The 22,315-nt window shown below is 63.9% G+C and carries 21 protein-coding genes, 1 tRNA gene and 1 pseudogene; 17 read left to right on the top strand and 6 right to left on the bottom strand.

Annotation, left to right across the window (positions count from 1 at the left end; translation table 11 throughout):
* Positions 1-197: 197 nt before the first annotated feature.
* The 3 genes from rbr to SOX55_RS01765 all read left to right on the top strand — a co-directional run bounded on the left by rbr (position 198) and on the right by SOX55_RS01765 (position 2,953).
* Positions 198-857, top strand: a complete 660-nt coding sequence (gene rbr, locus SOX55_RS01775) for a rubrerythrin (protein ID WP_325285718.1) — start codon at positions 198-200, stop codon at positions 855-857.
* 75 nt (positions 858-932) lie between these two features.
* A complete protein-coding gene (locus tag SOX55_RS01770) occupies positions 933-2,354 on the top strand; it encodes an MATE family efflux transporter (protein WP_325285717.1) in 1,422 nt (473 codons plus the stop codon).
* Positions 2,351-2,953 carry a cytidylate kinase-like family protein gene (locus tag SOX55_RS01765; protein ID WP_325285716.1) on the top strand — a complete coding sequence of 201 codons (603 nt, stop codon included), beginning with the start codon at positions 2,351-2,353 and terminating at the stop codon, positions 2,951-2,953. Before SOX55_RS01770 ends, SOX55_RS01765 begins: the two co-directional genes overlap by 4 nt.
* 44 nt (positions 2,954-2,997) lie before the next feature.
* Here SOX55_RS01765 and SOX55_RS01760 read toward each other — a convergent pair whose 3' ends face one another.
* Both SOX55_RS01760 and SOX55_RS01755 read right to left on the bottom strand, forming a co-directional pair.
* On the bottom strand, positions 2,998-3,267 hold the full coding sequence (locus SOX55_RS01760) for a barstar family protein (protein WP_325285715.1): 270 nt from the start codon (positions 3,265-3,267) through the stop codon (positions 2,998-3,000).
* A 2-nt stretch (positions 3,268-3,269) separates the two neighbouring features.
* Positions 3,270-3,863, bottom strand: a complete 594-nt coding sequence (locus tag SOX55_RS01755) for a ribonuclease domain-containing protein (protein ID WP_325285714.1) — start codon at positions 3,861-3,863, stop codon at positions 3,270-3,272.
* Between the two features lie 203 nt (positions 3,864-4,066).
* Between SOX55_RS01755 and SOX55_RS01750 the strand changes: the two genes are divergently transcribed.
* From SOX55_RS01750 to SOX55_RS01720, 7 genes are all read left to right on the top strand, one after another.
* Positions 4,067-4,282, top strand: a complete 216-nt coding sequence (locus tag SOX55_RS01750; protein WP_325285713.1) for a hypothetical protein — start codon at positions 4,067-4,069, stop codon at positions 4,280-4,282.
* Positions 4,234-6,225, top strand: coding sequence for a DNA gyrase/topoisomerase IV subunit B (locus SOX55_RS01745; protein WP_325285712.1), 1,992 nt, complete (start codon positions 4,234-4,236; stop codon positions 6,223-6,225). The genes SOX55_RS01750 and SOX55_RS01745 overlap by 49 nt, the downstream gene beginning before the upstream one ends.
* Positions 6,226-6,425: 200 nt before the next feature.
* The gene (locus tag SOX55_RS01740; protein WP_325285711.1) at positions 6,426-8,669 is read left to right on the top strand and encodes a DNA gyrase subunit A; all 2,244 of its coding nucleotides are present in this window, start codon (positions 6,426-6,428) and stop codon (positions 8,667-8,669) included.
* Between the two features lie 9 nt (positions 8,670-8,678).
* The gene (locus SOX55_RS01735) at positions 8,679-9,533 is read left to right on the top strand and encodes a YitT family protein (protein WP_325285710.1); all 855 of its coding nucleotides are present in this window, start codon (positions 8,679-8,681) and stop codon (positions 9,531-9,533) included.
* Positions 9,534-9,585: 52 nt separating this feature from the next.
* Positions 9,586-10,380: a hypothetical protein gene (locus tag SOX55_RS01730; protein WP_325285709.1), complete on the top strand. Its 795-nt coding sequence runs from the start codon at positions 9,586-9,588 to the stop codon at positions 10,378-10,380.
* Between the two features lie 58 nt (positions 10,381-10,438).
* Positions 10,439-10,514 (top strand) — tRNA-Gly (locus SOX55_RS01725).
* A gap of 230 nt (positions 10,515-10,744) precedes the next feature.
* Positions 10,745-11,044, top strand: coding sequence for a hypothetical protein (locus tag SOX55_RS01720; protein WP_325285708.1), 300 nt, complete (start codon positions 10,745-10,747; stop codon positions 11,042-11,044).
* A gap of 69 nt (positions 11,045-11,113) precedes the next feature.
* Here SOX55_RS01720 and SOX55_RS01715 read toward each other — a convergent pair whose 3' ends face one another.
* From SOX55_RS01715 to SOX55_RS01700, 4 genes are all read right to left on the bottom strand, one after another.
* Positions 11,114-12,094 (bottom strand): lipoate--protein ligase, encoded by a 981-nt coding sequence (locus SOX55_RS01715; protein ID WP_325285707.1) that lies wholly within the window; start codon positions 12,092-12,094, stop codon positions 11,114-11,116.
* Entirely contained in the window at positions 12,081-12,941 is an 861-nt protein-coding gene (gene lipA, locus SOX55_RS01710) for a lipoyl synthase (protein WP_325285706.1), read from the bottom strand. The genes SOX55_RS01715 and lipA overlap by 14 nt, the downstream gene beginning before the upstream one ends.
* 10 nt (positions 12,942-12,951) lie before the next feature.
* Positions 12,952-13,191 (bottom strand): biotin/lipoyl-containing protein, encoded by a 240-nt coding sequence (locus tag SOX55_RS01705; protein WP_325285705.1) that lies wholly within the window; start codon positions 13,189-13,191, stop codon positions 12,952-12,954.
* Positions 13,192-13,264: 73 nt separating this feature from the next.
* Positions 13,265-14,212, bottom strand: coding sequence for a lipoate--protein ligase family protein (locus tag SOX55_RS01700; protein WP_325285704.1), 948 nt, complete (start codon positions 14,210-14,212; stop codon positions 13,265-13,267).
* 595 nt (positions 14,213-14,807) lie between these two features.
* Between SOX55_RS01700 and trpB the strand changes: the two genes are divergently transcribed.
* The 7 genes and pseudogenes from trpB to SOX55_RS01665 form a co-directional block, all read left to right on the top strand.
* Positions 14,808-15,998 carry a tryptophan synthase subunit beta gene (trpB, locus tag SOX55_RS01695; protein WP_325285703.1) on the top strand — a complete coding sequence of 397 codons (1,191 nt, stop codon included), beginning with the start codon at positions 14,808-14,810 and terminating at the stop codon, positions 15,996-15,998.
* Positions 15,991-16,767 carry a tryptophan synthase subunit alpha gene (gene trpA / locus SOX55_RS01690; protein WP_325285702.1) on the top strand — a complete coding sequence of 259 codons (777 nt, stop codon included), beginning with the start codon at positions 15,991-15,993 and terminating at the stop codon, positions 16,765-16,767. The genes trpB and trpA overlap by 8 nt, the downstream gene beginning before the upstream one ends.
* Positions 16,768-16,791: 24 nt before the next feature.
* Positions 16,792-17,787: a sugar ABC transporter substrate-binding protein gene (locus SOX55_RS01685; RefSeq protein WP_325285701.1), complete on the top strand. Its 996-nt coding sequence runs from the start codon at positions 16,792-16,794 to the stop codon at positions 17,785-17,787.
* A gap of 37 nt (positions 17,788-17,824) precedes the next feature.
* Complete coding sequence (locus SOX55_RS01680; RefSeq protein ID WP_325285700.1) at positions 17,825-19,324, top strand: sugar ABC transporter ATP-binding protein; 1,500 nt, start codon at positions 17,825-17,827, stop codon at positions 19,322-19,324.
* Entirely contained in the window at positions 19,321-20,271 is a 951-nt protein-coding gene (locus SOX55_RS01675) for an ABC transporter permease (RefSeq protein ID WP_325285699.1), read from the top strand. The genes SOX55_RS01680 and SOX55_RS01675 overlap by 4 nt, the downstream gene beginning before the upstream one ends.
* A 14-nt stretch (positions 20,272-20,285) precedes the next feature.
* A complete protein-coding gene (locus tag SOX55_RS01670; protein WP_325285698.1) occupies positions 20,286-21,731 on the top strand; it encodes a xylulokinase in 1,446 nt (481 codons plus the stop codon).
* 375 nt (positions 21,732-22,106) lie between these two features.
* A pseudogene (locus SOX55_RS01665) lies at positions 22,107-22,315 on the top strand (alkaline phosphatase); the annotation flags it as partial.

Raw genomic sequence — 22,315 nt, 5'->3', positions numbered from 1 at the left:
CACGAAAATCATTGCCATTTGTCTGCTTTGACGTCCCATCATGCCGCATCCCTCCCTATGGTTATTTTACCATAGAAAGGGTTTATACACCACTTTGTCAACAGGTCCATTATAATCAGTAAAGTGTGTAGCGAGAAGCGTAAATCCGGCTTTTCGCTGCACACTTTTTATTTTTTGCGATTTGGAGGCAGAACAGTATGGAAAAATGGAGATGCACCGTGTGCGGCTACATCCATGAGGGCCCGCTTCCCGAAAACTTCACCTGCCCGCGCTGCGCTCAGAGCGCGTCCGCGTTTGACAGGGTGGAGGAACCGGCCGGCGCCGGCCGCTATGCGGGAACCAAAACCGCCAAAAACCTGGAGGAGGCTTTCTCCGGCGAGAGCCAGGCCCGGAACAAGTACACCTTCTTCGCCAATGTGGCCCGGCAGGAGGGCTACGAGCAGCTGGCAGAGCTGTTTCTGAAGACCGCCCGCAATGAGCAGGAGCACGCCCGCATGTGGTTCGAGGCCCTGGGCGGCATCGGCTCCACCGCCGCCAATCTGCTTGCCGCGGCGGAGGGCGAGAACTACGAGTGGACCGACATGTACGACCGCATGGCCCGGGAGGCCGACGAGGAGGGCTTCCCGGAGATGGCGGAGAAGTTCCGCCGGGTGGGCGCCATTGAGAAGGCCCACGAGGAGCGCTACCGCAAGCTGCTGAGCAACGTGGAGATGCAGCAGGTGTTCGCCAAGAGCGGCCAGACCATGTGGGAGTGCCGGGCCTGCGGCCACCTGGTGGTGGGCACCGCCGCGCCGGAGGTCTGCCCCGTGTGCGGGTACAGCCGGAGCTATTTCGAGGTCCGGAAGGAAAACTATTGATCGATTGATCGGCGGAAACCCTGCGGCGGAGGCGGGAGCCTCCGCCCTTTCCGCGGAACGGAGGACAAATTTTTCATGGAGCAAAAATCAAACGCGTTTCTGGAAACGGAAAAAATCGGGAAGCTGATGCGGAAATACGCGGTGCCCTGCATCATCTCCCTGCTGGTGGCGGCACTGTACAACATTGTGGACCAGATTTTCATCGCCAACGCCGACTATCTGGGTTCCTACGGCAACGCCGCCAACACGGTGGTGTTCCCCCTGACGGTGGTGGCGCTGTCCATCGCCGTGATGATCGGCGACGGCTGCTGCGCCTTCGTCAGCATCAGCCTGGGCGCCAACCGGAAGGAGGACGCCCACCGCAGCGTGGGCAACGCCATTGTGCTGTGCGTGGCGGCCAGCCTGATTCTGACGGCGGCATACCTCCTTTTCATGGACCCCATCCTGACGCTGTTCGGCGGCAAGGTCAATCAGGAGACCTATGAGTGTGCCCGGGAGTACTTCTTCTGGATCGCCCTGGGCATCCCCTTCTACATGTTCGGCCAGGCCATGAACCCCATCATCCGCTCCGACGGCAGCCCCCGGTTCGCCATGGCCTCCACCCTGGCGGGGGCGGCGGTGAACATCGTTCTGGACCCCATCTTCATCTTCCCTCTGCGGATGGGCATGATGGGCGCGGCGGTGGCCACCGTGGCGGGCCAGATCCTGACGGCGGTGCTGGCCCTCTGGTACCTCTGCCGCATGAAGGCGGTGCGCCTGGAGCGGGGCAGCTTCCGCCCCCGGGCCGCCCTGGCCCGGAAGCTCCTGCTGCTGGGCCTCACCAGCTTCCTGTCCCAGATCTCCCTGGTGGTGTCCATGGCGGCGGTGCAGAACATGTGCATGAAGTACGGCGCCCTGGACCCGGTGTTCGGCCAGAGCGAGTATGCCCAGATTCCCCTGGCGGTGCTGGGCATCGTCATGAAGTTCTTCCAGGTGGCCATCTCCGTGGCGGTGGGCCTGGCCGCCGGGTGCATCCCCGTGGTGGGCTACAACATCGGCGCCGGGCGGAAGGACCGGGCCAGAACCCTGTTCACCTACCTGCTGGCGGCGGAGGCCATCGTCGGCGGCGCTGCGCTGCTGATTGTGGAGCTGTTCCCCACCCAGCTGATCAACATCTTCGGCGCCCGGAACGAGAGCGCCTACTACACCGCCTTCGCCGTCCGGAGCTTCCGCACATACCTGTGCATGATGGTGCTGGCCACGGTGAACAAGGGCACCTTCATCTACCTGCAGGCCCTGGGCAAGGCCCTGGAGTCCACCATCATCTCCCTGACCCGGGAGGTGGTGTTCGGCGTGGCGCTGCCCATTGTGCTGCCCGTCTTCTTCGGACTGAACGGCCTGCTGTATTCCTTCCCCATGGCGGATATTCTCACCTTTGTCATTGCGCTGGTGGTGATCCGGCGCACCTACCGGGAGCTGGGAGAGGCTCCCGCGCTGAGTAAGGAGGCATCCACATGAAAAACCGTGTCGTGACCATCAGCCGGGAATTCGGCAGCGGCGGCCGCACCATCGGCCGGGAGCTGGCGGTGAAGCTGGGCATCCCCTGCTATGACGAGGAGGTCATTGAGAAGCTGGCGGAGCGCAGCGGCTACTCCAAAGAGTACATCAAGGAGCGGGGCGAGTACGCCCCGGCGGCCACCTGGATCGGCAGCGCCCTGGCGGGCCGGGACCGCAACGGCTACTCCGTGGCGGACAGCCTGTGGCGGGTGCAGAGCGAGCTGATTCAGGAGCTGGCGGAGCAGTCCCCCTGTGTCATTGTGGGCCGCTGCGCCGACTACCTCCTGCGGGACCGGGCGGACATCCTCACCGTGTTCATCCACGCGTCCATGGAGTTCCGGGCCAAACGCATTGTGGAGGTGTACGGCCAGCGGGAGGATTCCCCGGAGAAGCGCCTGCGGGACAAGGACAAGCGCCGCCGGGCCTACTACCAGCTCTACACCGACACCCGCTGGGGCGAGGCGGCCAATTACCACATCGCCCTGGACAGCGGCGTGCTGGGCATCGGAAAGTGCGTGGAAATTCTGGCGGATTTGTACCGGAACGGAAAAGAGAACTGATTGGGAAAACGGAGCCTGTGACCGCGCGGTCACAGGCTCCGTTTTCATTCTTCAAATCCGATCTGCAGACCCGGCGTCTCCGCCATGGCCCGGGCGCACAGCCGCCGCAGGCTGGCGGTGTAGGCGGGCAGCATCGTGTCTGTCTCCGCCGTGCGGAGAAAGGTGATGCGCCAGCCGCTGCCCTGGTCCGTCAGCAGGTCATACAGGGCGTCCAGGTTGTCCCCGTACCACGCCGGGCAGGGGAGCGCCGCCCGGACGCGGCGGTGCAGCTCCGCCGGTGTGGCGACGCCGGCAAGGTCAATGGTAAAGTCCATGGTCAGTCCTCCCCGTACAGCAGGGTGAAGGTCTCGTAGTGGTCCTCGGTGTAGTAGATGGCGTCGTCGGAGTACACCAGCCGCTTGGCCCCCCGGCTCCGGGCACCCAGGGTGTCAATGTCGCACTCGTGGTACTCCGCGCCGGCGGGCAGCACCCCCTCGTAGTTGCCGAAGTAGTCGCCGCCGATGCACATGCCGGGGGCGTAGGGCTCCAGGGAGCCGCCCTCCCAGCCCAGGGACCGGGCCTCCTTCTTGGTGATGAAGTTGTCCGGCAGATGGCCGTAGGTGTACAGGTACAGCGACACGTCCTCCGCGGAGGTGTAGGCGCCGTCCTCGTCCGGCAGGTCCTGCTCCGGGGCTTCCGTCTCCGGCGTCTCCGATTCCGTGACGGCGGAGGCGTCCGGCCCTGGCGCCGGCGTGACCTCCGGCGGGGTGTCCGGCGCTTCCTCCGGCTGAACGGACTGTACGGCGGATTGGGCGGCGGGGGCAGAGGGGGCGGTCTCCGCCGGGACGGACGGCTGGCCGCAGCCGGCCGCCAGCAGCACCGTCAGGCACAGCGCCGTCAGGGCAGCGGTCCATTTTTTCAGAAAGTCCATGGTTTTTTCCTCATTTCCTCAGGTTGTCCCCCCAAATCGGGGGAATTCGCTTCTTTCTCATAGTACCATGACTGTCAAAGGGGGACAACCGGGAAAAGAGGAATTTTTTTGCCGATTTTGAAGTTGACATAACGATGTGGAAAAGTCTGTGGAAAATGTGAAAAACCCTGTGGGAAAAGCCTTTGGGCGGTGGCGGACGGATTATGGAAAAAATTACGCAAGAACCTTTTGCGGGAAAAATCCTGAAAGGGGCAGTACCGGAAAAACAGCCCGGAAGGACAGTGCTTGAAGCGGCGGGAAAAATGTGGTATACTTTATCAATTAATATGGGTGCGTGTGCGCCCCAAGCGGAAGTAACGGAGGACAACCCATGGCCAGCAGAAAAAAGGACTACGGCAACGAGAGCATTTCCACCCTGAAGGGGGCGGACCGGGTGCGCAAGCGCCCCGGCGTCATCTTCGGCTCCGACGGGCTGGACGGCTGCGAGCACGCCGTGTTTGAGATCCTGTCCAACTCCATCGACGAGGCCCGGGAGGGCCACGGGCGGCTGATCACCGTCACCCGGTTTGACGATCACTCCATCGAGGTGGAGGACATGGGCCGGGGCTGCCCGGTGGACTGGAACGAGAAGGAGCAGCGGTGGAACTGGGAGCTGGTGTACTGCGAGCTGTACGCCGGCGGCAAGTATGACAACGACAGCGGCGACAACTACGAATACTCCCTGGGTCTCAACGGCCTGGGCGCCTGCGCCACCCAGTACGCCTCCCGGTACATGGACGTGACGGTGTGGCGGGACGGCTTTGAGTACAGCCTCCACTTTGAGCGGGGCGAGATCGTGGGGCAGCTGGAAAAGAAGCCCCTGCCCAGAAACCAGAGCAAAAAGACCGGCACCCGCACCCGCTGGCTGCCGGATCTGGACGTGTTCACCGACATCGCCATTCCGGAGGAGTATTTCACCGACGTGATGAAGCGCCAGGCGGTGGTGAACGCCGGCATCACCTTCCGGTTCCGCAGCCAGGAGGGGAAGGACTTCCGGACGGAGGACTTCCTCTACGAAAACGGCATCGTGGACTACGTGACGGAGCTGGCGGGAGAGGGGAGCCTCACGTCCCCCGTGTTCTGGCAGGCGGAGCGCCGGGGCAGGGACCGGGCGGACAAGCCGGAGTACAAGGTGAAGCTCAGCGCCGCCTTTTGCTTCTCCAACAAGGTGAACGTCATTGAGCATTACCACAACTCCTCCTGGCTGGAGCACGGCGGCTCCCCGGAGAAGGCCGCCAAATCCGCCTTCGTGGCGGGGGTGGACAAGTACCTGCGGGAGCAGGGAAAGTACCAGAAAAACGAGAGCAAGGTCACCTGGGCGGACATTGAGGACTGCCTGGTGCTGGTGAGCAACAACTTCTCCACCCAGACCTCCTATGAAAACCAGACGAAAAAGGCCATTACCAACAAGTTCGTGCAGGACGCCATGGCGGAGTTCCTGCGGACCAACCTGGAGGTCTACTTCATCGAAAACCGCTTCGACGCGGAGAAGATCGCCGAGCAGGTGCTGATCAACAAGCGGTCCCGGGAGAAGGCGGAGGCCGCCCGGCTGAACATCAAGAAGAAGCTGTCCGGCACCATCAGCATCGCCGACCGGGTGCAGAAGTTTGTGGACTGCCGCTCCAAGGACCCCTCCAAGCGGGAGATCTACATCGTGGAGGGCGACTCCGCACTGGGCAGCGTCAAGCTGAGCCGGGACGCGGAGTACCAGGGCATCATGCCGGTGCGGGGCAAGATTCTCAACTGCCTGAAGGCCGACTACGCCCGGATTTTCAAAAGCGAGATCATCACCGACCTCATCAAGGTGCTGGGCTGCGGCGTAGAGGTGCAGAACAAGCACGTGAAGGACATGGCGGCCTTCGATCTGGAGAGCCTGCGGTGGAACAAGGTGGTCATCTGCACCGATGGCGACGTGGACGGCTTCCAGATCCGCACCCTGATTCTCACCATGCTCTACCGCCTGACCCCCACCCTTATCCGGGAGGGCTATGTCTATATCGCCGAGACGCCCCTGTTTGAGATCAACTGCGGCGACAAGACCTGGTTTGCCTACTCCGACAAGGAGAAAAATGACATCCTGAAGGAGCTGGAGGGCAAAAAGGTGAAAATCGACCGGTCCAAGGGCCTGGGCGAGAACGACCCGGACATGATGTGGCTCACCACCATGAACCCTGCCACCCGCCGGCTGATCCGGGTGATGCCGGAGGACGTGGAGCGCACCGCCCAGGTCTTTGACCTGCTGCTGGGCGACAACCTGCAGGGCCGCAAGGACCATATTGCGGAGAACGGGTACAAGTACCTGGAGATGGCGGATATTTCGTAAAAGCCCCGCAGATTGCCGGACCGGCGCAATATGGTCCGCGACCGAGCGAAGGCGAGGGAGCCGCGCGACAGCGCGTGTGAAATCCAGCCGCCGGTAAGTTTTGCGGAGCAAAACCGGCGAGCCATATTGCGGAGAACGGGTACAAGTACCTGGAGATGGCGGATATTTCGTAATGAATCGTAAGAATAGGAATTAACGATATGGCCAAGAAGAAACAACCGGAAGAAACGAAAACCCGGCCCGTGAACCCCAATGTCATGGGCCTGCGGGCGGCGGTAGTGGAGCAGCCCATCACCGACACTCTGGAAACCAACTACATGCCCTACGCCATGAGCGTCATCGTCTCCCGGGCCATCCCGGAGATCGACGGCTTCAAGCCCTCCCACCGGAAGCTGCTGTACACCATGTACAAAATGGGGCTGATGACCGGCGGACGCACCAAGTCCGCCAACATCGTGGGCCAGACCATGCGCCTGAACCCCCACGGCGACGCCGCCATCTATGACACCATGGTGCGTCTGTCACGGGGCTACGGGGCGCTGCTGACCCCCTTTGTGGACTCCAAGGGCAACTTCGGCAAGCACTACTCCCGGGACATGTCCTGGGCCGCCCCCCGCTACACGGAGGCCAAGCTCACCGCCATCTGCGGCGAGCTGTTCCGGGACATTGACAGCGACACCGTGGACTTCGTGGACAACTATGACAACACCATGAAGGAGCCGGCGCTGCTGCCCACCACCTTCCCCAACATCCTGGTGTCCGCCAACAGCGGCATTGCCGTGGGCATGGCCTCCCAGTTCTGCGGCTTCAACCTGAAGGAGGTCTGCGACACCACGGTGGCCTACCTGAAAAACCCGGACTGCGACCTCTTTGAGACGCTGCTGGCGCCGGACTTCCCCACCGGCGGCCAGCTGGTGTACGACGCCAACGCCCTGCGGGAGATTTACGAAACCGGCCGGGGCAGCGTGAAGGTCCGGGCCAGGTACCGCTACGTGAAGGAAGAAAACCTGATCGAGATTTACGAGATCCCCTACTCCACCACCGTGGAGGCCATTCTGGACAAGGTGGCGGAGCTGATCAAGGCCGGCAAGGCCAAGGAGATCGCCGACATGCGGGACGAGACGGACCTGTCGGGCCTGAAGCTGGCCATTGACCTGAAGCGGGGTACGGACCCGGACAAGCTGATGGCCAGGCTGTTCCGCCAGACGCCCCTGGAGGACACCTTCTCCTGCAACTTCAACGTGCTGATTGCCGGCAGCCCCCGGGTGCTGGGGGTCCGGGGCCTTCTGGAGGAGTGGACGGCCTGGCGCACGGAGTCCGTGCGGCGGCGGGTCTACTTCGTCATGAACAGAAAGAAGGACAAGCTGCACCTGCTGAAGGGCCTCAAGCGCATCCTGCTGGACATCGACAAGGCCATCCGGATCATCCGGGAGACGGAGGAGGAGTCGGAGGTCATCCCCAACCTGATGATCGGCTTCGGCATCGACCAGATTCAGGCGGAGTACGTGGCGGAGATCAAGCTGCGGAACATCAACAAGGAGTATATCCTCAAGCGGGTCCAGGAGACCGACGCCCTGCGGGACGAGATCGACGATCTGGAGGACCTGCTGAAAAGCCCCCAGCGGGTGAAGAAGATCATGGTGGACGAGCTGACGGCGGCGGCCAAAAAGTACGGCGAGCCCCGCCGCACCGCCATCCTCTACGACCACGAGATGGAGGACGATCCGGAGGAGGAGCAGGCGGAGGCCTATCCCGTCCACGTGTTTCTGTCCCGGCAGGGGTACTTCAAGAAGATCACCCCCCAGTCGCTGCGCATGAGCGGCGAGCAGAAGTACAAGGAGGGGGACGGTCCGTCCCAGACCTTCGAGACGACCAGCGCCGCGGAGATCATGTTCTTCACCGACCGGTGCCAGGTGTACAAGTGCCGCCTGTCGGACTTCGACGACACCAAGGCCAGCCTCCTGGGAGACTATCTGCCCGCCAAGCTGGGCATGGACGCCGGGGAGAGCGTCCTCTCCGCCGTGCTGCCGGGGGATTACAGCGGCGGACTGCTGTTCTTCTATGAAAACGGCAAGGCGGCCCGGGTGGAGCTGTCGGCCTACAAAACCACCTCCAACCGCCGCAAGCTTACCGGCGCCTACTCCGACAAGTCGCCGCTGGTGTGCCTGCGGCACCTGAAGGAGGACTGCGAGCTGGCGGTGTACACCACCGAGCCCCGGGCCCTGATTTTCCACACCGCCCTGCTCGCCCCCAAGACCACCCGCTCCACCCAGGGGGTGGCGGTGATCAACCTGAAGCGGAACTACAAGCTGGACCGGGTCTGCCCCGTGGAGGAGACGGCCATCACCAACCGCAGCCGCTACCGGGTGCGGGCACTGCCTGCCGCCGGCGCACTGGTGCGGGAGGAGGACTCCGAGGAGCGGCAGATCGGCCTGCTGGATTAAGAGGTGGGTATGAGGCAGAAACTGCGTTCCTGCGCCGTTATCGCCGCCGGGTCCCTGATTTTCGCCCTGGCCTTCGACTGGTTCTTCGCGGCCAATCAGGTGGCCATGGGCGGCGTCACCGGCCTGGCCCAGGTGCTCCACATCCTGGTGCCCCAGTGCTCCGTGGGCGTGCTGGCCTTCGCGCTGAACGTGCCGCTGTTTCTGGCGGGGTGGAAGTTCATCGGCTTCCACCTGCTGGCCTCGTCCCTGTTTTCCATGGCGGTCAGCTCCCTCGCCATTGACGCCATCGCGGCGCTTCACGCCTTTGCCCCCATGGACCCCATGCTGGCCTGCCTGTGCGGCGGCGCGCTGATGGGCCTGGGGCTGGGCATGGTGTTCTCCCAGGGCGCCACCACCGGCGGCACGGACATTGTGGCCCGGCTGCTGAAGCTGAAATTCCCCTGGCTGCCTATGGGGAAGCTGATGCTTATCCCTGACGGCATCGCCCTGTGCCTGGCGTCCGCGGCCTTCGGAAGGGTGGAGGCGGGCCTCTACGGCGCGGTGGCCATTTTCGTGTCCTCCCGGGTGATGGACATGGTGCTCTACGGACTGGACACCTCCAAGGTGGCCTATATCATCAGCGGCCGGTGGCGGGACATCGCCGACGACCTGCTGGCCATGGAGCGGGGCGTTACCATCCTCCACGGGCGGGGCGCCTATACCGGGGAGGAAAAGCAGCTGCTGCTGGTGGCCTTCAAGCAGAAGGAGATTGTGCAGATCCGGCGGGCGGTTCATCAGCGGGACCCCCGGGCATTCATGATCGTCTGCGACGCCCATGATGTGCTGGGAGAGGGCTTCGGAGATTACCGGAGAGAGGATCTTTGAGGGAAGCCGCCGCTGCCCGGGCGGCGGAGAATTCGGAAAAGGAGGGGCGGTCATGAAAGGGAGAATCGGAGCCATTCTGGCGGTCTGCCTGCTGCTGGCGGGCTGCACCCCCCTGCTGGAACGGGAGTATATCACCGTGGCGGAGCACTCCAGCAAGTACTGGGAGGGGGAGGCCGCCAATATCCTGCGGGCGGAGTCCTACCAGGACCTGGTGAATGACCTGCTGCTGCTGGTGGGCAGCCACACGGAGGACGCGCTGCTGCGGCTTTACAACTACGAGGATGACGCCGTGGTGGCGGACGCTCTGGAGCAGGCCGCGGCGGAGGTGCAGCAGCAGACCCCCATGGGGGCGTATGCCGTGGAGTATATCACCACGGAGAAGCAGCGCCAGCGCAGCTATTATGAGGTGTCCATCCACATTGCCTACCGCCGCTCCACCGAGCAGATTCTGGCGGTGGTGAACGCCACCAGTACCGCCGCCCTGCCGGCCCTGCTGGACAGCGCCATGGAGGCGGAAAAGACGGAGCTGGCGGTGCGCATCAGCTATTGGGGCAGCGACGGACAGGCGCAGGTGAGGCAGATGGTGAAAGAGGCCCGGGAGCGCTGGGAGCTGACAGAGGCGGCGCCCTGGGTGGTGTGCTACTATCCCAACCCGGACCGGGCCGGCCTGGTGGAATTCCTGATGCCCCGGGAGACGCTGACGGAGGAGGAATGGGCGGTTCTGGCGGCCGCCGGCGAACTGCTGGGCGGGGAAGAGGAACCGCCGGAGGAGGCTGCGGAAGAGACCTCCGGGCAGGGGCCGGAGGAAGCGCCGGAGACCCCGGAGGAGCCGGTGAAAAACGATTAAAAAAATCGAAAACAGGGGTTGACAAACGGCATGCCATGCCGTATAATCAATCCTGTTCGCGGGCATAGCTCATCTGGTAGAGCGCCACCTTGCCAAGGTGGAGGTAGCGAGTTCGAGCCTCGTTGCCCGCTCCAGTGAAAGAGGACATCCAGTTCGGATGTCCTCTTTTTTTATCGGTAGGAGACGAACTTGCTGTGCTGGACTCACGGGCGAGGGGACGGGGAGAACGCACACCGCGGTTCCAGGCTGCGTTCCGTGTCGGACACTACAACTGCGGAAATTTCACCAAATCCTTGATCCGGACAGGGCAGTATAGTAATATGTTAATCAGCCAACGAACTTAGATTTGAAGGTGAAATTGAAAATGAATCATCAAACAAAATCCATACGCGGTTGGTGGGATAATTATCAGGGTTTAAATCTATGCGGCGGAAAAATAAATTTCATTTTAGAAGACGATGAAGACATGATAGAAATTACCTATGATGACGGCATGCTCATTGACGTAGGAAAACCTATGTCGGGAAACTATTATTGCATTACAGTAGTTTCATCAGACGATGAAGCCGGTTGGAACAATCCAATTTCAGAAATGACTGTTCTTGACAAGAAAGAGTTGGCTGGGAAATTGCAGGAATCGATTCTGAAATACAGACACATGTAACTTCGATTTGCCGGGAAACAGAAAGGGATTCGCCCACTGACAGGCGAATCCCTTTCTGTTATTCTGCGTTCAGTCCACGATCAGGTCCCGCATCTCCTCCGCGGAAATGCGGTACACCGCGCCGTCGATGTGGTGATCCAGCAGTGCCTGCAGCACCGCCTCCCGCTCATAGCGGCAGCCCGTCAGGGCGACGCAGATGCTCTCTGCGTCCAGGGTGGAGAAGAAGTCGCCGTAGACGGCGGCACTTTGGATGACGCCCTTGCGCACATCGATCTTGAACTGCATCTTGCCGCCGGCGAACCGGCCGGTGCGCTCGATGTTGAATTTGGGGTCGGCGCCGTAAATGGCCTCCCAGTTGTTGAACTTCTCCGCGGCCAGCTCCCGGATGCGCCGGTCATCCTCCGGCGTCAGCTGATAGACCCGGTCACTGCCCTGCATGATGTGGCGGACCATGCAGGCCTTGAAGGCGTCGGCGTCCATGGGGGCGGGCAGGTGCTCGGCGATGTTGGTGACCCGGTCCCGGACGGACTTGATGCTCTTGGAGAGAATCTTGTAGCTGTCCACGGTGGTGGAGGCCACCATCTGCTGGATGTCCGTGTCAAACAGCAGCGAGCCGTGGTGGACCAGGCAGTCCCCCATCCGGTACTGGGCACTGCCGGAGAACTTTTTGCCGTCGATGGTCAGGTCATTGCGGCCGTTGAACTCCGCGTGAACCCCCAGCTCCTCCAGCGCGTCAATCACCGGGGCGATGTACTGGTGAAACTCAATCTGCTGCGTCTCCCGGTGCTGGATGAAGGTGTACTGCCAGCCGCCGGGGTCCGTGTAGATGGTGCCGCCGCCGCTCATGCGCCGGACAATGCGGATGCCGTGGGCGTCGGCGTAGGGCTTGTTGATCTCCTCCAGCACGTTCTGATACTTGCCCACCATCAGCGTGGGGGTGGTGCGCCAGAACAGGAACACCGTGTCCGGCAGCCGCTTTTCCACGGTGAAATAGTATTCCAGGCCGAAGTTGTAGTAGACGTCGGAGGAGCCGGTCTCAATATAGATCATGGACGTCCTCCAGAGCCTCCCACGCCTTGTAGGAGCTGCGGGCCAGAGGCGCGGAGGCCACGTGGCGGAAGCCCTTGGCCAGGGCCATTTCCTTATAATGGGCGAAATCCTCCGGTGTGGCGTACCGGGCCAGGGGATAGTGCTGCGGGGTGGGCTGCAGATACTGGCCGATGGTGAGAATGTCGCAGCCGGTGTCCAGAATGTCGTCCATCAGGCGGCTGATCTGGTCCTCGGTTTCCCCAAGGCCCACCATGAAGCCGGTTTTGGTCAGCAGGGTGGGGTCCTTCTGCTTGCAGTAGCGCAGCACCCCCAGGGACCGCTCGTACCGGGCCTGGGGCTGCACAACGGACTTCAGCTCCTTCACCATCTCAATGTTGTGGTTCAGCACCTCCGGGTGGGCGGCGATCACCACGTCCAGCGCGTCGGTGCTGCCCTTCATGTCGGAGATCAGGGTTTCCACCGTGGTGTTGGAGCACAGCTCCCGGATGGCCCGGACGCATTTGGCGAAGTGCTCCGCGCCGCCGTCGGGCAGATCGTCCCGGGTGGAGCAGGTGAGCACCACGTGGCGCAGTCCCAGCTTTTTGGCGGCTTTGGCCACGTTCATGGGCTCCTCCGGGTCCGGGGGCAGGGGATGGCCGGTGGTGACGTTGCAGAACCGGCAGTTCCGGGTGCAGATGCTGCCCAGAATCATGAAGGTGGAGGTGTGCTTCTGATAGCACTCCCCCAGGTTGGGGCAGTTGGCCTCCTTGCAGACGGTGTTCAGCTTCAGGTCCCGCATCAGCTCCGCCACCTCGTTGACGGCCTCCTGATTGTACCGGACCTTCAGCCACGCAGGCTTCTTTTCCATGGCAGCCGCCTCACTTCGTCTCCAGAATGGCCACGGGGGCCTCCACGTCCACCGTGTCGCCCTCATCAAACAGCTGCTTTTTCAGCACGCCGTCCACGGTGGCCTCGATCTGATTCACCACCTTGTCCGTCTCAATCTCGTACAGCGGCTCACCGGCGGTGACGGTGTCGCCCTCCTCCTTCAGCCAGGCGCACAGCACGCCGTTTTCCATCTCCGGACGCAGCCTGGGCATCGTCAGTTTCTTTTCCATGGTTTGTTTCTTCCCTTCTCCGCGCCGCGCGGAATGATTGTATTTGGTCGGAACGCGGCACAGCCGCGTGAGATCACAGCAGCAGGTCCATCAGCTCCTCCGCCCGGTGCGGCGCCAGGGCCTGACAGGCGGATTCAAAGACCTCCGGGTCCAGACGCCGGCCCTCCAGCAGCCGGGCGGCCTTTCCGCCGTCCAGGGCGGCGCAGCGGATGACCACGTCGGACAGAATGCCCTTCCGGGCCTGATAGGCGGCGTGGAAGGGGACGCCGGCAAAGACGGCGTCTTTTTCGTAGGTGAAGGCGGGGGTGCGGCCCCAGGTCCACTCCCAGGAGCGGTACTTCTCATCCCGCAGGCGGCAGACCTCCGCCTCCTGCTCCGCCGTCAGCGTCACGCAGGGGGAGCCGGGGGGCACCATCTGCCCCAGCAGCCGGGCGCGGAACTGCTCCAGCGTCATGTCCCGGGCCAGATGGGGGCGGATGTTGGTGACGGGGCAGATGGCGGAAACCGTCCCTTTGGACTGGAAGCAGTCGTTTTTCCGGTGGGTGGTGATGGCGTCCAGCACGGAGAGGTCGGAGTCAAACAGCAGCGTGCCGTGGTGAAGCACCCGGCCCCCGGCGGCGCGCTGGGCGCTGCCGGAGATTTTCCCTTCGGCGATGGCGATGTCGCAGGTGCGGTTTTTCCGGGCGGGGACGCCGATGGCGTTCAGGGCGCCGATCACCGGCAGCAGGCTGCGGTCATAGTCCACCAGCCCGTCGGTGCGGGTGATGTAGGTGTAATTCACGTTGCCCAGGTCATGGTACACGGTGCCGCCGCCGCTGATGCGGCGCACCACCGGGATGCCCTGGCGGCGGAGTACCGCCGCGTGAACCTCCCGGCAGATGTTCTGGTAGCTGCCCACCACCACGGCGGGGGTGTTCTGCCAGAGGTAGAACACGTCATCCTCCGGGTAATTCAGAAACACGAACTCCTCGAAGGCCTGGTTGTAAAAGGGATCGAGAGAGTTGTTTTGGAATGTCAGCATGGCTCCGAGGCGCTCCTTTGAACCGCCGCGGGGCGGCGGTTTTCAAAATCACAGAATATCTTAGCACAGTTTTTTTCACTTGACTACGTTAATTTGCAAAAAAATGCGGGGAAGGGAAGGCGGACGGCCTGCCGCTTTTCATCCCTCCGCGGCAGCGCGGACACCCGGCGGCTTTTGCGTCTTTCATCAGCGGCCAACCGAAAATTTTTCCCGTTAATGCGCGAAATTTCTGAATATTTATATTGACTTTTTCAAATCGGACGCTTATGATAGAGGCAATTTAAAGGGAAGCAAACCGCTGAGGTGAAGGTAAAGACCACCGTGCGCGCGCAGAGAGTCCGGGGTGCTGTGAGCCGGGCCGAGATGCAGATGGTCACAATGGGTCACCGAGGGCGCGGGGAAAGCGGCTGTGCCGCAAGTATTCCGCGACGCCGAAGGCAGGCGTTATCAGGCCGGGAGTATGTTGGTACTCTGCTGAGCGTGCGGCAGCGAATCTGCCGTGAACCAAGGTGGCACCGCGGTAATCTACCGTCCTTGATGAGAGTTTTCTCATCGAGGACGTTTTTTTATGCACAGAGCAGGAAAGGAGCCCACTATGACAAATCCCAAGGGAAGATTCGGCATCCACGGCGGACAGTACATCCCCGAGACGCTGATGAACGCCGTCCAGGAGCTGGAGACGGCCTATGAGCACTACAAGAATGACCCCGCCTTTCAGGCGGAACTGACGCGGCTGCTGAACGATTACGCCGGCCGCCCCAGCCGCCTGTATTACGCGGCCAAGGTCACGGCGGACCTGGGGGGCGCTAAGGTCTATCTGAAGCGGGAGGATCTGAACCACACCGGCGCCCACAAGATCAACAACGTGCTGGGCCAGGCGCTGCTGGCCAAAAAGATGGGCAAGACCCGCCTCATTGCCGAGACCGGCGCCGGACAGCACGGCGTGGCCACCGCCACCGCCGCTGCCCTGATGGGCATGGAGTGCGTGGTGTTCATGGGAGAGGAGGACACCAGACGCCAGGCGCTGAACGTGTACCGGATGCGGCTGCTGGGGGCGGAGGTCATCCCCGTCACCACCGGCACCGGCACGTTGAAGGACGCCTGCTCCGCCGCCTTCCGGGAGTGGACCAACCGCATCAGCGACACCCACTACTGCCTGGGCAGCGTCATGGGACCCCACCCTTTCCCCACCATGGTGCGGGACTTCCAGGCGGTGATCTCCAGAGAGATCAAAGAGCAGCTGCTGGAGAAGGAGGGAAAGCTCCCCGACGCTGTCATCGCCTGCGTGGGCGGCGGCTCCAATGCCATCGGCGCCTTCTACCACTTCATTGACGATCCCTCCGTCCGGCTCATCGGCTGCGAGGCGGCGGGCCGGGGCGTGAACACCGCCGAGACGGCGGCCACCATCGCCACCGGGCGGCTGGGCATCTTCCACGGCATGAAGAGCTACTTCTGCCAGGACCGGTTCGGCCAGATCGCCCCCGTCTACTCCATCTCCGCCGGTCTGGACTACCCCGGCATCGGCCCGGAGCACGCTCATCTCCATGACATTGGCCGGGCGGAATACGTCCCCGTCACCGACGAGGAGGCGGTGGAGGCCTTCGAGTACCTGAGCCGCATGGAGGGCATCATCCCCGCCATTGAATCCGCCCACGCGGTGGCTTACGCCAGAAAGCTGGCCCCCACCATGGGAAAGGACCAGATCATTGTCATCAACATCTCCGGCCGCGGCGACAAGGACTGCGCCGCCATCGCCCGCTACAGAGGGGAGGATCTCCATGAGTAACATCGCAAAGGCCTTTGCCGGCGGCAAGGCGTTCATTCCGTTCATCACCTGCGGCGACCCGGACCTGGAGACTACCGCCAAAGCCGTCCGGGCCATGGCGGCGGCGGGAGCCGACCTCATTGAGCTGGGCGTCCCCTTCTCCGACCCTACCGCCGAGGGCCCCGTCATTCAGGCGGCCAACGTCCGGGCCCTGGCCGCCGGCACCACCACCGACAAAATTTTCGGCCTGGTGCGGGACCTGCGGAAAGATGTCACCATCCCCATGGTGTTCATGACCTACGCCAACGTGGTGTTCTCCTACGGCGCGGAGAAGTTCATCTCCAACTGCGCGGAAATCGGCATTGACGGGCTGATTCTGCCGGACATCCCCTACGAGGAGAAGGAGGAGTTCGACCCCATCTGCCGGCGGTACGGCGTGGACCTGATCTCCATGGTGGCCCCCACCTCGGAGGATCGCATCGCCATGGTGGCCCGGGAGGCCGTGGGCTTCCTCTACGTGGTGTCCTCCCTGGGCGTCACCGGCGTCCGCAGTGAGATCACCACCGACATCGGCGCCATGGTACGGCTGATCCGGGAGAGCACGGACCTGCCCTGCGCTGTGGGCTTCGGCATCTCCACGCCGGAGCAGGCGAAGAAGATGGCGGGCCTCTCCGACGGCGCCATCGTGGGCAGCGCCATTGTGAAGCTGCTGGCCCAATACGGCCGGGAGGCCGTGCCCTATGTGGCGGAGTACGTGAAGCAGATGAAAGACGCGGTGCGTCTGGCATAAAGCAAATACAAGGAGGAAACTGAAATGAAAAAACTGACTGCAATGCTGACCGCTGTGATGCTGGTCCTGTCCCTGTCCGCCTGCGGCGGCACTACGTCCGCTCCCGCGGCCTCCCAGCCCGCGGCGCCCGCGGCTTCCGCGGCGGCTGCCGGCCCCTTTGACGGAAAGACCGTGTCCGTCATGACCCCTTACATGGCCTCCGTCACCACCAACCAGATGGTGGGCTATCTGGAGACGGACCTCACCGCCCAAGGTGCCCAGGTCAACGTCATCGACACCGCCAACGACTTCGCGGAGCTGGCCAGCCGCATTGAGGACGTCACCGTCTCCGGCACCGACGCCATTGTGCTGGTCAGCGCCGACCCCACCCAGCTGGAAAACCAGCTGCGGGAGGCCATGGACGCCGGTATCCCCGTGTTCGGCGTGGACAGCGGCTTCATTGACGGCATGCAGGTCAACGCCACCAGCGACAACCACCAGATGGGTGAGCTGATTGCCGGATACCTGTTTGACGATCTGATGGGCGGCGAGGGCACCGTCATCACCCTGACCCACCGGCCCCATCCCGGCGTGGTGAAGCGCTGCGAGGCCTTCGACGAGCTGATTGCCGCCAATGACAAACTGACCCTCATCACCGAGCAGCACGTCCCCGCCGAGCAGCCCATCAACGACGCCCAGGACATCGTGCAGAACCTGCTGCTGGCCAACCCCGACGAGGGCTCCGTCACCGCCATCCTCTGCGGCTGGGATGAGCCGGCCATCGGCGCCACCCAGGCCTGCCAGGAGGCCGGACGGGATGAGATTCTCATCGTGGGCGTGGACGGCAACCAGCAGGCGGTGTCCCTCATTCAGGAGGGCACCAACCTGAAGGCCACCGTGGCCCAGAATTTCCAGGGCATGGTGGACATTGTGGTGGAGGACATGGGCCGGCTGTTTGCCGGGGAGACCATCGAAACCGGCGAGAAGTACGCCGAGGCCACCCTCATCACCGCGGAGAACGCGGCGGATTTCATCAGCTGACCGGAAGCACCGGACACCGGAGAGAGGAGGAGACGCCATGCTGCTGCAGACGGAGGGCGTCAGCAAGAAGTTCAACGGCATTTACGCCCTGAGGGACGTGGACTTTTCCCTGGAAGCCGGGGAAATCCACGGCCTGGTGGGGGAGAACGGCGCGGGAAAATCCACCCTCATCAAGCTGCTGACCGGCGTCTACCGGCTCCGGGAGGGCCGCGTTCTGTGGAACGGACAGCCGGTGTCCATCACCTCCCCGGCGGACAGCCGCCGCCTGGGCATCCGGGTCATCCACCAGGACCGGACGCTGATTCCCGCCTTCAACGGCGTGGAGAACTGCTATCTGGGCCTGGAGTACCCCACCCGGCTGGGCCGGGTGGACTGGGCCGCCATGGAGCGCCGGGTGCGCCGGACCATGGAGGGTATGGGCATCGCGCTGGACCTGAAAAAGACGGCGGCGGAGCTGTCCCCGCCCCAGCGGACGGAGCTGGAGATCGTCCGGGCCAGGATGACCGACTGCCGGCTGCTGATTCTGGACGAGCCCACCGCCAGCCTGACGGACCAGGAGGCGGAGCGGCTGTTCCGCCTGGTGCGGGAGCTGGGGCGGCAGGGCACCGCCATCCTCTACGTCACCCACCGGCTGGACGAGATTTTCCGGCTGACGGACCGGGTGACGGTGCTGCGGAACGGATGGCTGGTGGAGACGCTGCCCACCGCCTCCGTCACCAAAGAGGAGCTGGTGGCGAAAATGACGGACCAGACGGCGGTGGAGCCGCCCCGGCGCCGGGAGACCTTCGGCCCGGCGCTGCTGGAGGTCCGGAATCTGGCCACCCGGGACGGCCGGGTGCGGGAAGGGAACCTGACGGTGCGCGGCGGCGAGATCCTGGGCCTGTTCGGGCTGGGAGGCAGCGGCCGCACGGAGCTGCTGGAGTGTATCTTCGGCTGCCGGCGGGCCGCCGGCGGCACCGTGGCGCTGGACGGAAAGGCGCGGCCCGGCCTGACGCCGGAGAAGGCCATCCGCAGCGGCATGGTGCTCATCTCCGAGGACCGGCGGGGCAAGGCCATGATCGCCAACCTCAGCGTCCGGGACAACATCCTGCTCTCCAGCATTGACACCTACGCCCGCCGCGGCGTGCTCCGCACCAAGGCGGGAAACGCTGCCGCGGCGGAGCAGATCGATGCCCTGCGCATCCGGCTGGCCTCCCCGCTCCAGCGGATGGCGGAGCTGTCCGGCGGCAACCAGCAGAAGGCGGTGTTCGCCCGGGCGCTGATGACCGCGCCCCGGGTGTTTCTGTGCGACGAGCCCACCCAGGCGGTGGACGTGGCCACCCGGGGTGACATCCACCGGCTGCTGCGGGAGAAGGCGGACCGGGGGGCGGGGGTGCTGTACGTCTCCTCCGACCTGAAGGAGCTGCTGGAGGTGGCGGACACCATTGCAGTGATGGTCCGGGGCCGCACCGTCCAATGCTGGAAAAACGAAAACCTCACCGCCCGGCAGGTGCTTGCCTGCTGCTACGCGGATCAGGAAAAGGAGGCGCAGCCATGAACCGTTCCACCCTTCGGAAAATTCTGCAGGCCTACGGCACCGTGCTGGCGCTGGCGGCCATTGTGGCGGTGTTCAGCCTCATCCGGCCCGACAAGTTCTGCACGGTGAAAAACTTCATCAACATCACCCGGCAGATCTCCCTGCTGGTGATGATCTCCCTGGGCACCACGCTGGTGATGAGCGTCAACGAATTCGACCTGTCCGTGGGCAGCATGGCCTCCCTGGGCGGCGTCATGGCGGCGCTGATGGCGGTGCGGGGGCTGCCCATGGCGGTGTGCTTCCTGGCGCCCGCCGCGGTGAGCTTTGTCATCGGGCTGCTGAACGGATGGATTGTGGCCCGGTTCCGGGTGCTGTCCTTCATCACCACCCTGGGCATGAGCACCGTCCTCTCCGGCGTCATCTACCGCCTCTCCGGCGGCGCCACCGTGTTTGAGGGGATTCCCAGGTCCTTCTCCGTGCCGGGCACTGCCAAGGTGGGGGACATCCCGGTGCTGTCCATTCTGATGGTGGTGTTTGTGGCGCTGTTCTTCTTCCTGCTGGAACACACCACCCTGGGCCGGAAGTTCTACGCCATCGGCGGCAGCGAGGAGACCGCCAAAATCGCCGGCATCCGGGTGCGGAAGTACAAGACCATCGCCTTTGCCCTGTGCTCCGTCATGGCCTGCGTCACCGGCATGCTCATCGCCTCCCGGGTGGGCTCCGCCAACACCACCGCCGGCGACGGCTACTTCCTCCAGTCCTACGCGGCGGTGTTCATCGGCTGCACCGTGTCCCGGAGGGGCATCCCCAACGCGGTGGGCACGTTGGTGGGCGCCGCCATCCTGGGCATTCTGGCCAACGGCCTCACCATTCTCCAGATGCCCAGCTACATGCAGAACATCATCACCGGCGGCATTATCATCCTGGCGGTCATCGCCCAGCGGGCGGGCCGGGGAGACGCCGTGTAAAGGAGGAACCCTGTATGGCATACATCGCCGCTTTTGACGCGGGCACCACCGCCATGAAAGGCACCCTGGTGAATGAGGCGGGGGAGACGGTCGTCTCCTGTTCCGCGGAGCTGACCACCCTGACCCGCGGCGGCTTTCAGGAGCAGAATCCGGGAGACTGGTGGGCGGCCTTCTGCGCCATCACCCGGCAGTTCGCCGAGACGGTGACGCCGGCGGAGATCACCGGCGTCATCATGAGCGGCCAGATGCAGGATCTGATCCTGCTGGACGGGGCGCTGGAGCCGGTGTGCCCCGCCATCCTCTACTGCGATGGCCGGGCGCAGCGGCAGGCCGCCGCCCTGGAGCAGGCGGTGGGGGCGGAGTGCTTCCTGCGCACCACCGGCAACCGCTGCGACGGCTCGCTGCCCCTGCCAAAGCTGATGTGGCTGCGGGAGCAGCGCCCGGACCTGTACCGGCGGACGGCCCACGTGCTCATCAGCTCCAAGGACTACCTTCTGGCCCGGCTCACCGGCGTCTGCGCCGGGGATGTCACCGCCTGCGCCACGGCGGGGGCCATGGACATCCGCCGCAAGCGCTGGGATGAAACGCTGCTGGCCGCCGCCGGGGCGGACCCGGCGCTGTTCCCGGCGCTGTACCAGCCCCACCAGCAGGTAGGGGCGGTGCTGCCGGCGGCGGAGGCCGAGTGCGGCCTCCGGGCCGGAACGGCGGTGTTCGCCGGCATCGGCGACGCCGGTGCCACCACCCTGGCCAGCGGCATCCGGGCGCCGGGGCAGTACAATATCAACCTGGGCACCTCCGGCTGGGTGGCGGCGGTGTCGGAGGACATTCTGCTGTCGGAGGCGGGGGTATTCAACCTGGCCGCCGCGGCGGAGGGGTGCTACATCAACGTGGTGCCCTTCCTGAACGCCGGAAACGTCCACAGGTGGATGGCGGGGGTGCTGGGCCGCGCCGGCGGCGCGCCGGATTATGAGACGGCGGCCGCCCTGCTCGCATCCAGCGTCCCCGGCAGCCACGGCGTGCTGTGCCTGCCCTACCTGTGCGGCGAGCGGTTTCCGGTGCTGGACGGGGACATCCGGGGCTGCTGGTACGGACTGTCGCCGGAGACCACCGCCGCCGACCTGGCCCGCTCCTGCCTGGAGGGGGTGGCCTTCTCCCTGCGTCAGGGGCTGGAGCGGCTGCCGGACACGCCGGTGTCCGTCTCCCTCATCGGCGGCGGCGGACAGGAGCCGGTGTGGTGCCAGCTGCTGGCGGATGTGCTGGGCCACGCCATCACCGTGCTGCCGGACACCCAGTTCCGGGCGGCCCAGGCCCTGGCATCGCTGGTGCGGCCGGAGCAGCCCGCCGGGACGGCCCGGGCGGAACAGGAGAAGGTCTATGTGCCCCGGCGGGAGTTCCGGGCGCTGTACGACGGCCTGTACGCCGGATACCGGAAGCTCTATCCCGCCCTGCGGGGACTCTGAGCGCGCCGCCGGGCGGCCCCTTTGCCCGGAGGGGGATTTTTCCCGGATTTTACACGGATTTCACCGGACCGGGATGGAACGGCGGGCTGGGGACTGGTATCATGATTTCCGCGAGAAAGCTTCATTCTTTCTTTTTTCCTCAGGGGAAGCGCCGCGCGGCTGAGCCACGCGGCGCTTCCCTTTTGCCGCAAGACCTCCGCCCGGAGAAAAAGGGTTCCGTTTCGCGAAGGAAGGAAGTATGAGGGGCGTTTCCCTTTGCCCGGAGATTTTACCGAATCTTTGCAGAAACCCGGTGGAGTACTTAAACAGGGCTGCCCTATACTGGGCGTGTCCCAAAGGGGAAATCACATTCCGGAAAAAGAGAGGAAAATGAACATGATGAAACGACTGTTTGCCAGTATCCTGGCCGGCGCCACAGTGCTGAGCCTGGCTGCCTGCGGCGCCGCCGCGCCCCAGTCCGCCGCGGTGGCCGAGAAGATGAACGCCGCCCTGAACGACACGGTGACCATCAGCGACACCGCCGTGTATGAGGCACCCAAGTCCCCCAAGTATGTGTTCCTGTTCATCGGTGACGGCATGAGCTA

This window comes from Dysosmobacter sp., from assembly GCF_034093755.1.
Taxonomy (GTDB): domain Bacteria; phylum Bacillota; class Clostridia; order Oscillospirales; family Oscillospiraceae; genus Oscillibacter.
This window is presented reverse-complemented; position numbering and strand designations above follow the sequence as displayed.

Excerpts from the sequence above, each read along its gene's own strand:
- SOX55_RS01740 (WP_325285711.1), top strand. The coding sequence starts at position 6,426 with ATGGCCAAGAAGAAACAACCGGAAGAAACGAAAACCCGGCCCGTGAAC.
- SOX55_RS01730 (WP_325285709.1), top strand. The coding sequence starts at position 9,586 with ATGAAAGGGAGAATCGGAGCCATTCTGGCGGTCTGCCTGCTGCTGGCG.
- SOX55_RS01685 (WP_325285701.1), top strand. The coding sequence starts at position 16,792 with ATGAAAAAACTGACTGCAATGCTGACCGCTGTGATGCTGGTCCTGTCC.
- SOX55_RS01715 (WP_325285707.1), bottom strand. The coding sequence starts at position 12,094 with ATGATCTATATTGAGACCGGCTCCTCCGACGTCTACTACAACTTCGGC.
- trpB (WP_325285703.1), top strand. The coding sequence starts at position 14,808 with ATGACAAATCCCAAGGGAAGATTCGGCATCCACGGCGGACAGTACATC.
- trpA (WP_325285702.1), top strand. The coding sequence starts at position 15,991 with ATGAGTAACATCGCAAAGGCCTTTGCCGGCGGCAAGGCGTTCATTCCG.
- SOX55_RS01760 (WP_325285715.1), bottom strand. The coding sequence starts at position 3,267 with ATGGACTTTACCATTGACCTTGCCGGCGTCGCCACACCGGCGGAGCTG.
- SOX55_RS01675 (WP_325285699.1), top strand. The coding sequence starts at position 19,321 with ATGAACCGTTCCACCCTTCGGAAAATTCTGCAGGCCTACGGCACCGTG.
- SOX55_RS01705 (WP_325285705.1), bottom strand. The coding sequence starts at position 13,191 with ATGGAAAAGAAACTGACGATGCCCAGGCTGCGTCCGGAGATGGAAAAC.
- SOX55_RS01735 (WP_325285710.1), top strand. The coding sequence starts at position 8,679 with ATGAGGCAGAAACTGCGTTCCTGCGCCGTTATCGCCGCCGGGTCCCTG.
- SOX55_RS01755 (WP_325285714.1), bottom strand. The coding sequence starts at position 3,863 with ATGGACTTTCTGAAAAAATGGACCGCTGCCCTGACGGCGCTGTGCCTG.
- SOX55_RS01750 (WP_325285713.1), top strand. The coding sequence starts at position 4,067 with ATGGAAAAAATTACGCAAGAACCTTTTGCGGGAAAAATCCTGAAAGGG.
- SOX55_RS01720 (WP_325285708.1), top strand. The coding sequence starts at position 10,745 with ATGAATCATCAAACAAAATCCATACGCGGTTGGTGGGATAATTATCAG.
- lipA (WP_325285706.1), bottom strand. The coding sequence starts at position 12,941 with ATGGAAAAGAAGCCTGCGTGGCTGAAGGTCCGGTACAATCAGGAGGCC.
- SOX55_RS01670 (WP_325285698.1), top strand. The coding sequence starts at position 20,286 with ATGGCATACATCGCCGCTTTTGACGCGGGCACCACCGCCATGAAAGGC.
- SOX55_RS01745 (WP_325285712.1), top strand. The coding sequence starts at position 4,234 with ATGGCCAGCAGAAAAAAGGACTACGGCAACGAGAGCATTTCCACCCTG.
- SOX55_RS01680 (WP_325285700.1), top strand. The coding sequence starts at position 17,825 with ATGCTGCTGCAGACGGAGGGCGTCAGCAAGAAGTTCAACGGCATTTAC.
- SOX55_RS01765 (WP_325285716.1), top strand. The coding sequence starts at position 2,351 with ATGAAAAACCGTGTCGTGACCATCAGCCGGGAATTCGGCAGCGGCGGC.
- rbr (WP_325285718.1), top strand. The coding sequence starts at position 198 with ATGGAAAAATGGAGATGCACCGTGTGCGGCTACATCCATGAGGGCCCG.
- SOX55_RS01770 (WP_325285717.1), top strand. The coding sequence starts at position 933 with ATGGAGCAAAAATCAAACGCGTTTCTGGAAACGGAAAAAATCGGGAAG.
- SOX55_RS01700 (WP_325285704.1), bottom strand. The coding sequence starts at position 14,212 with ATGCTGACATTCCAAAACAACTCTCTCGATCCCTTTTACAACCAGGCC.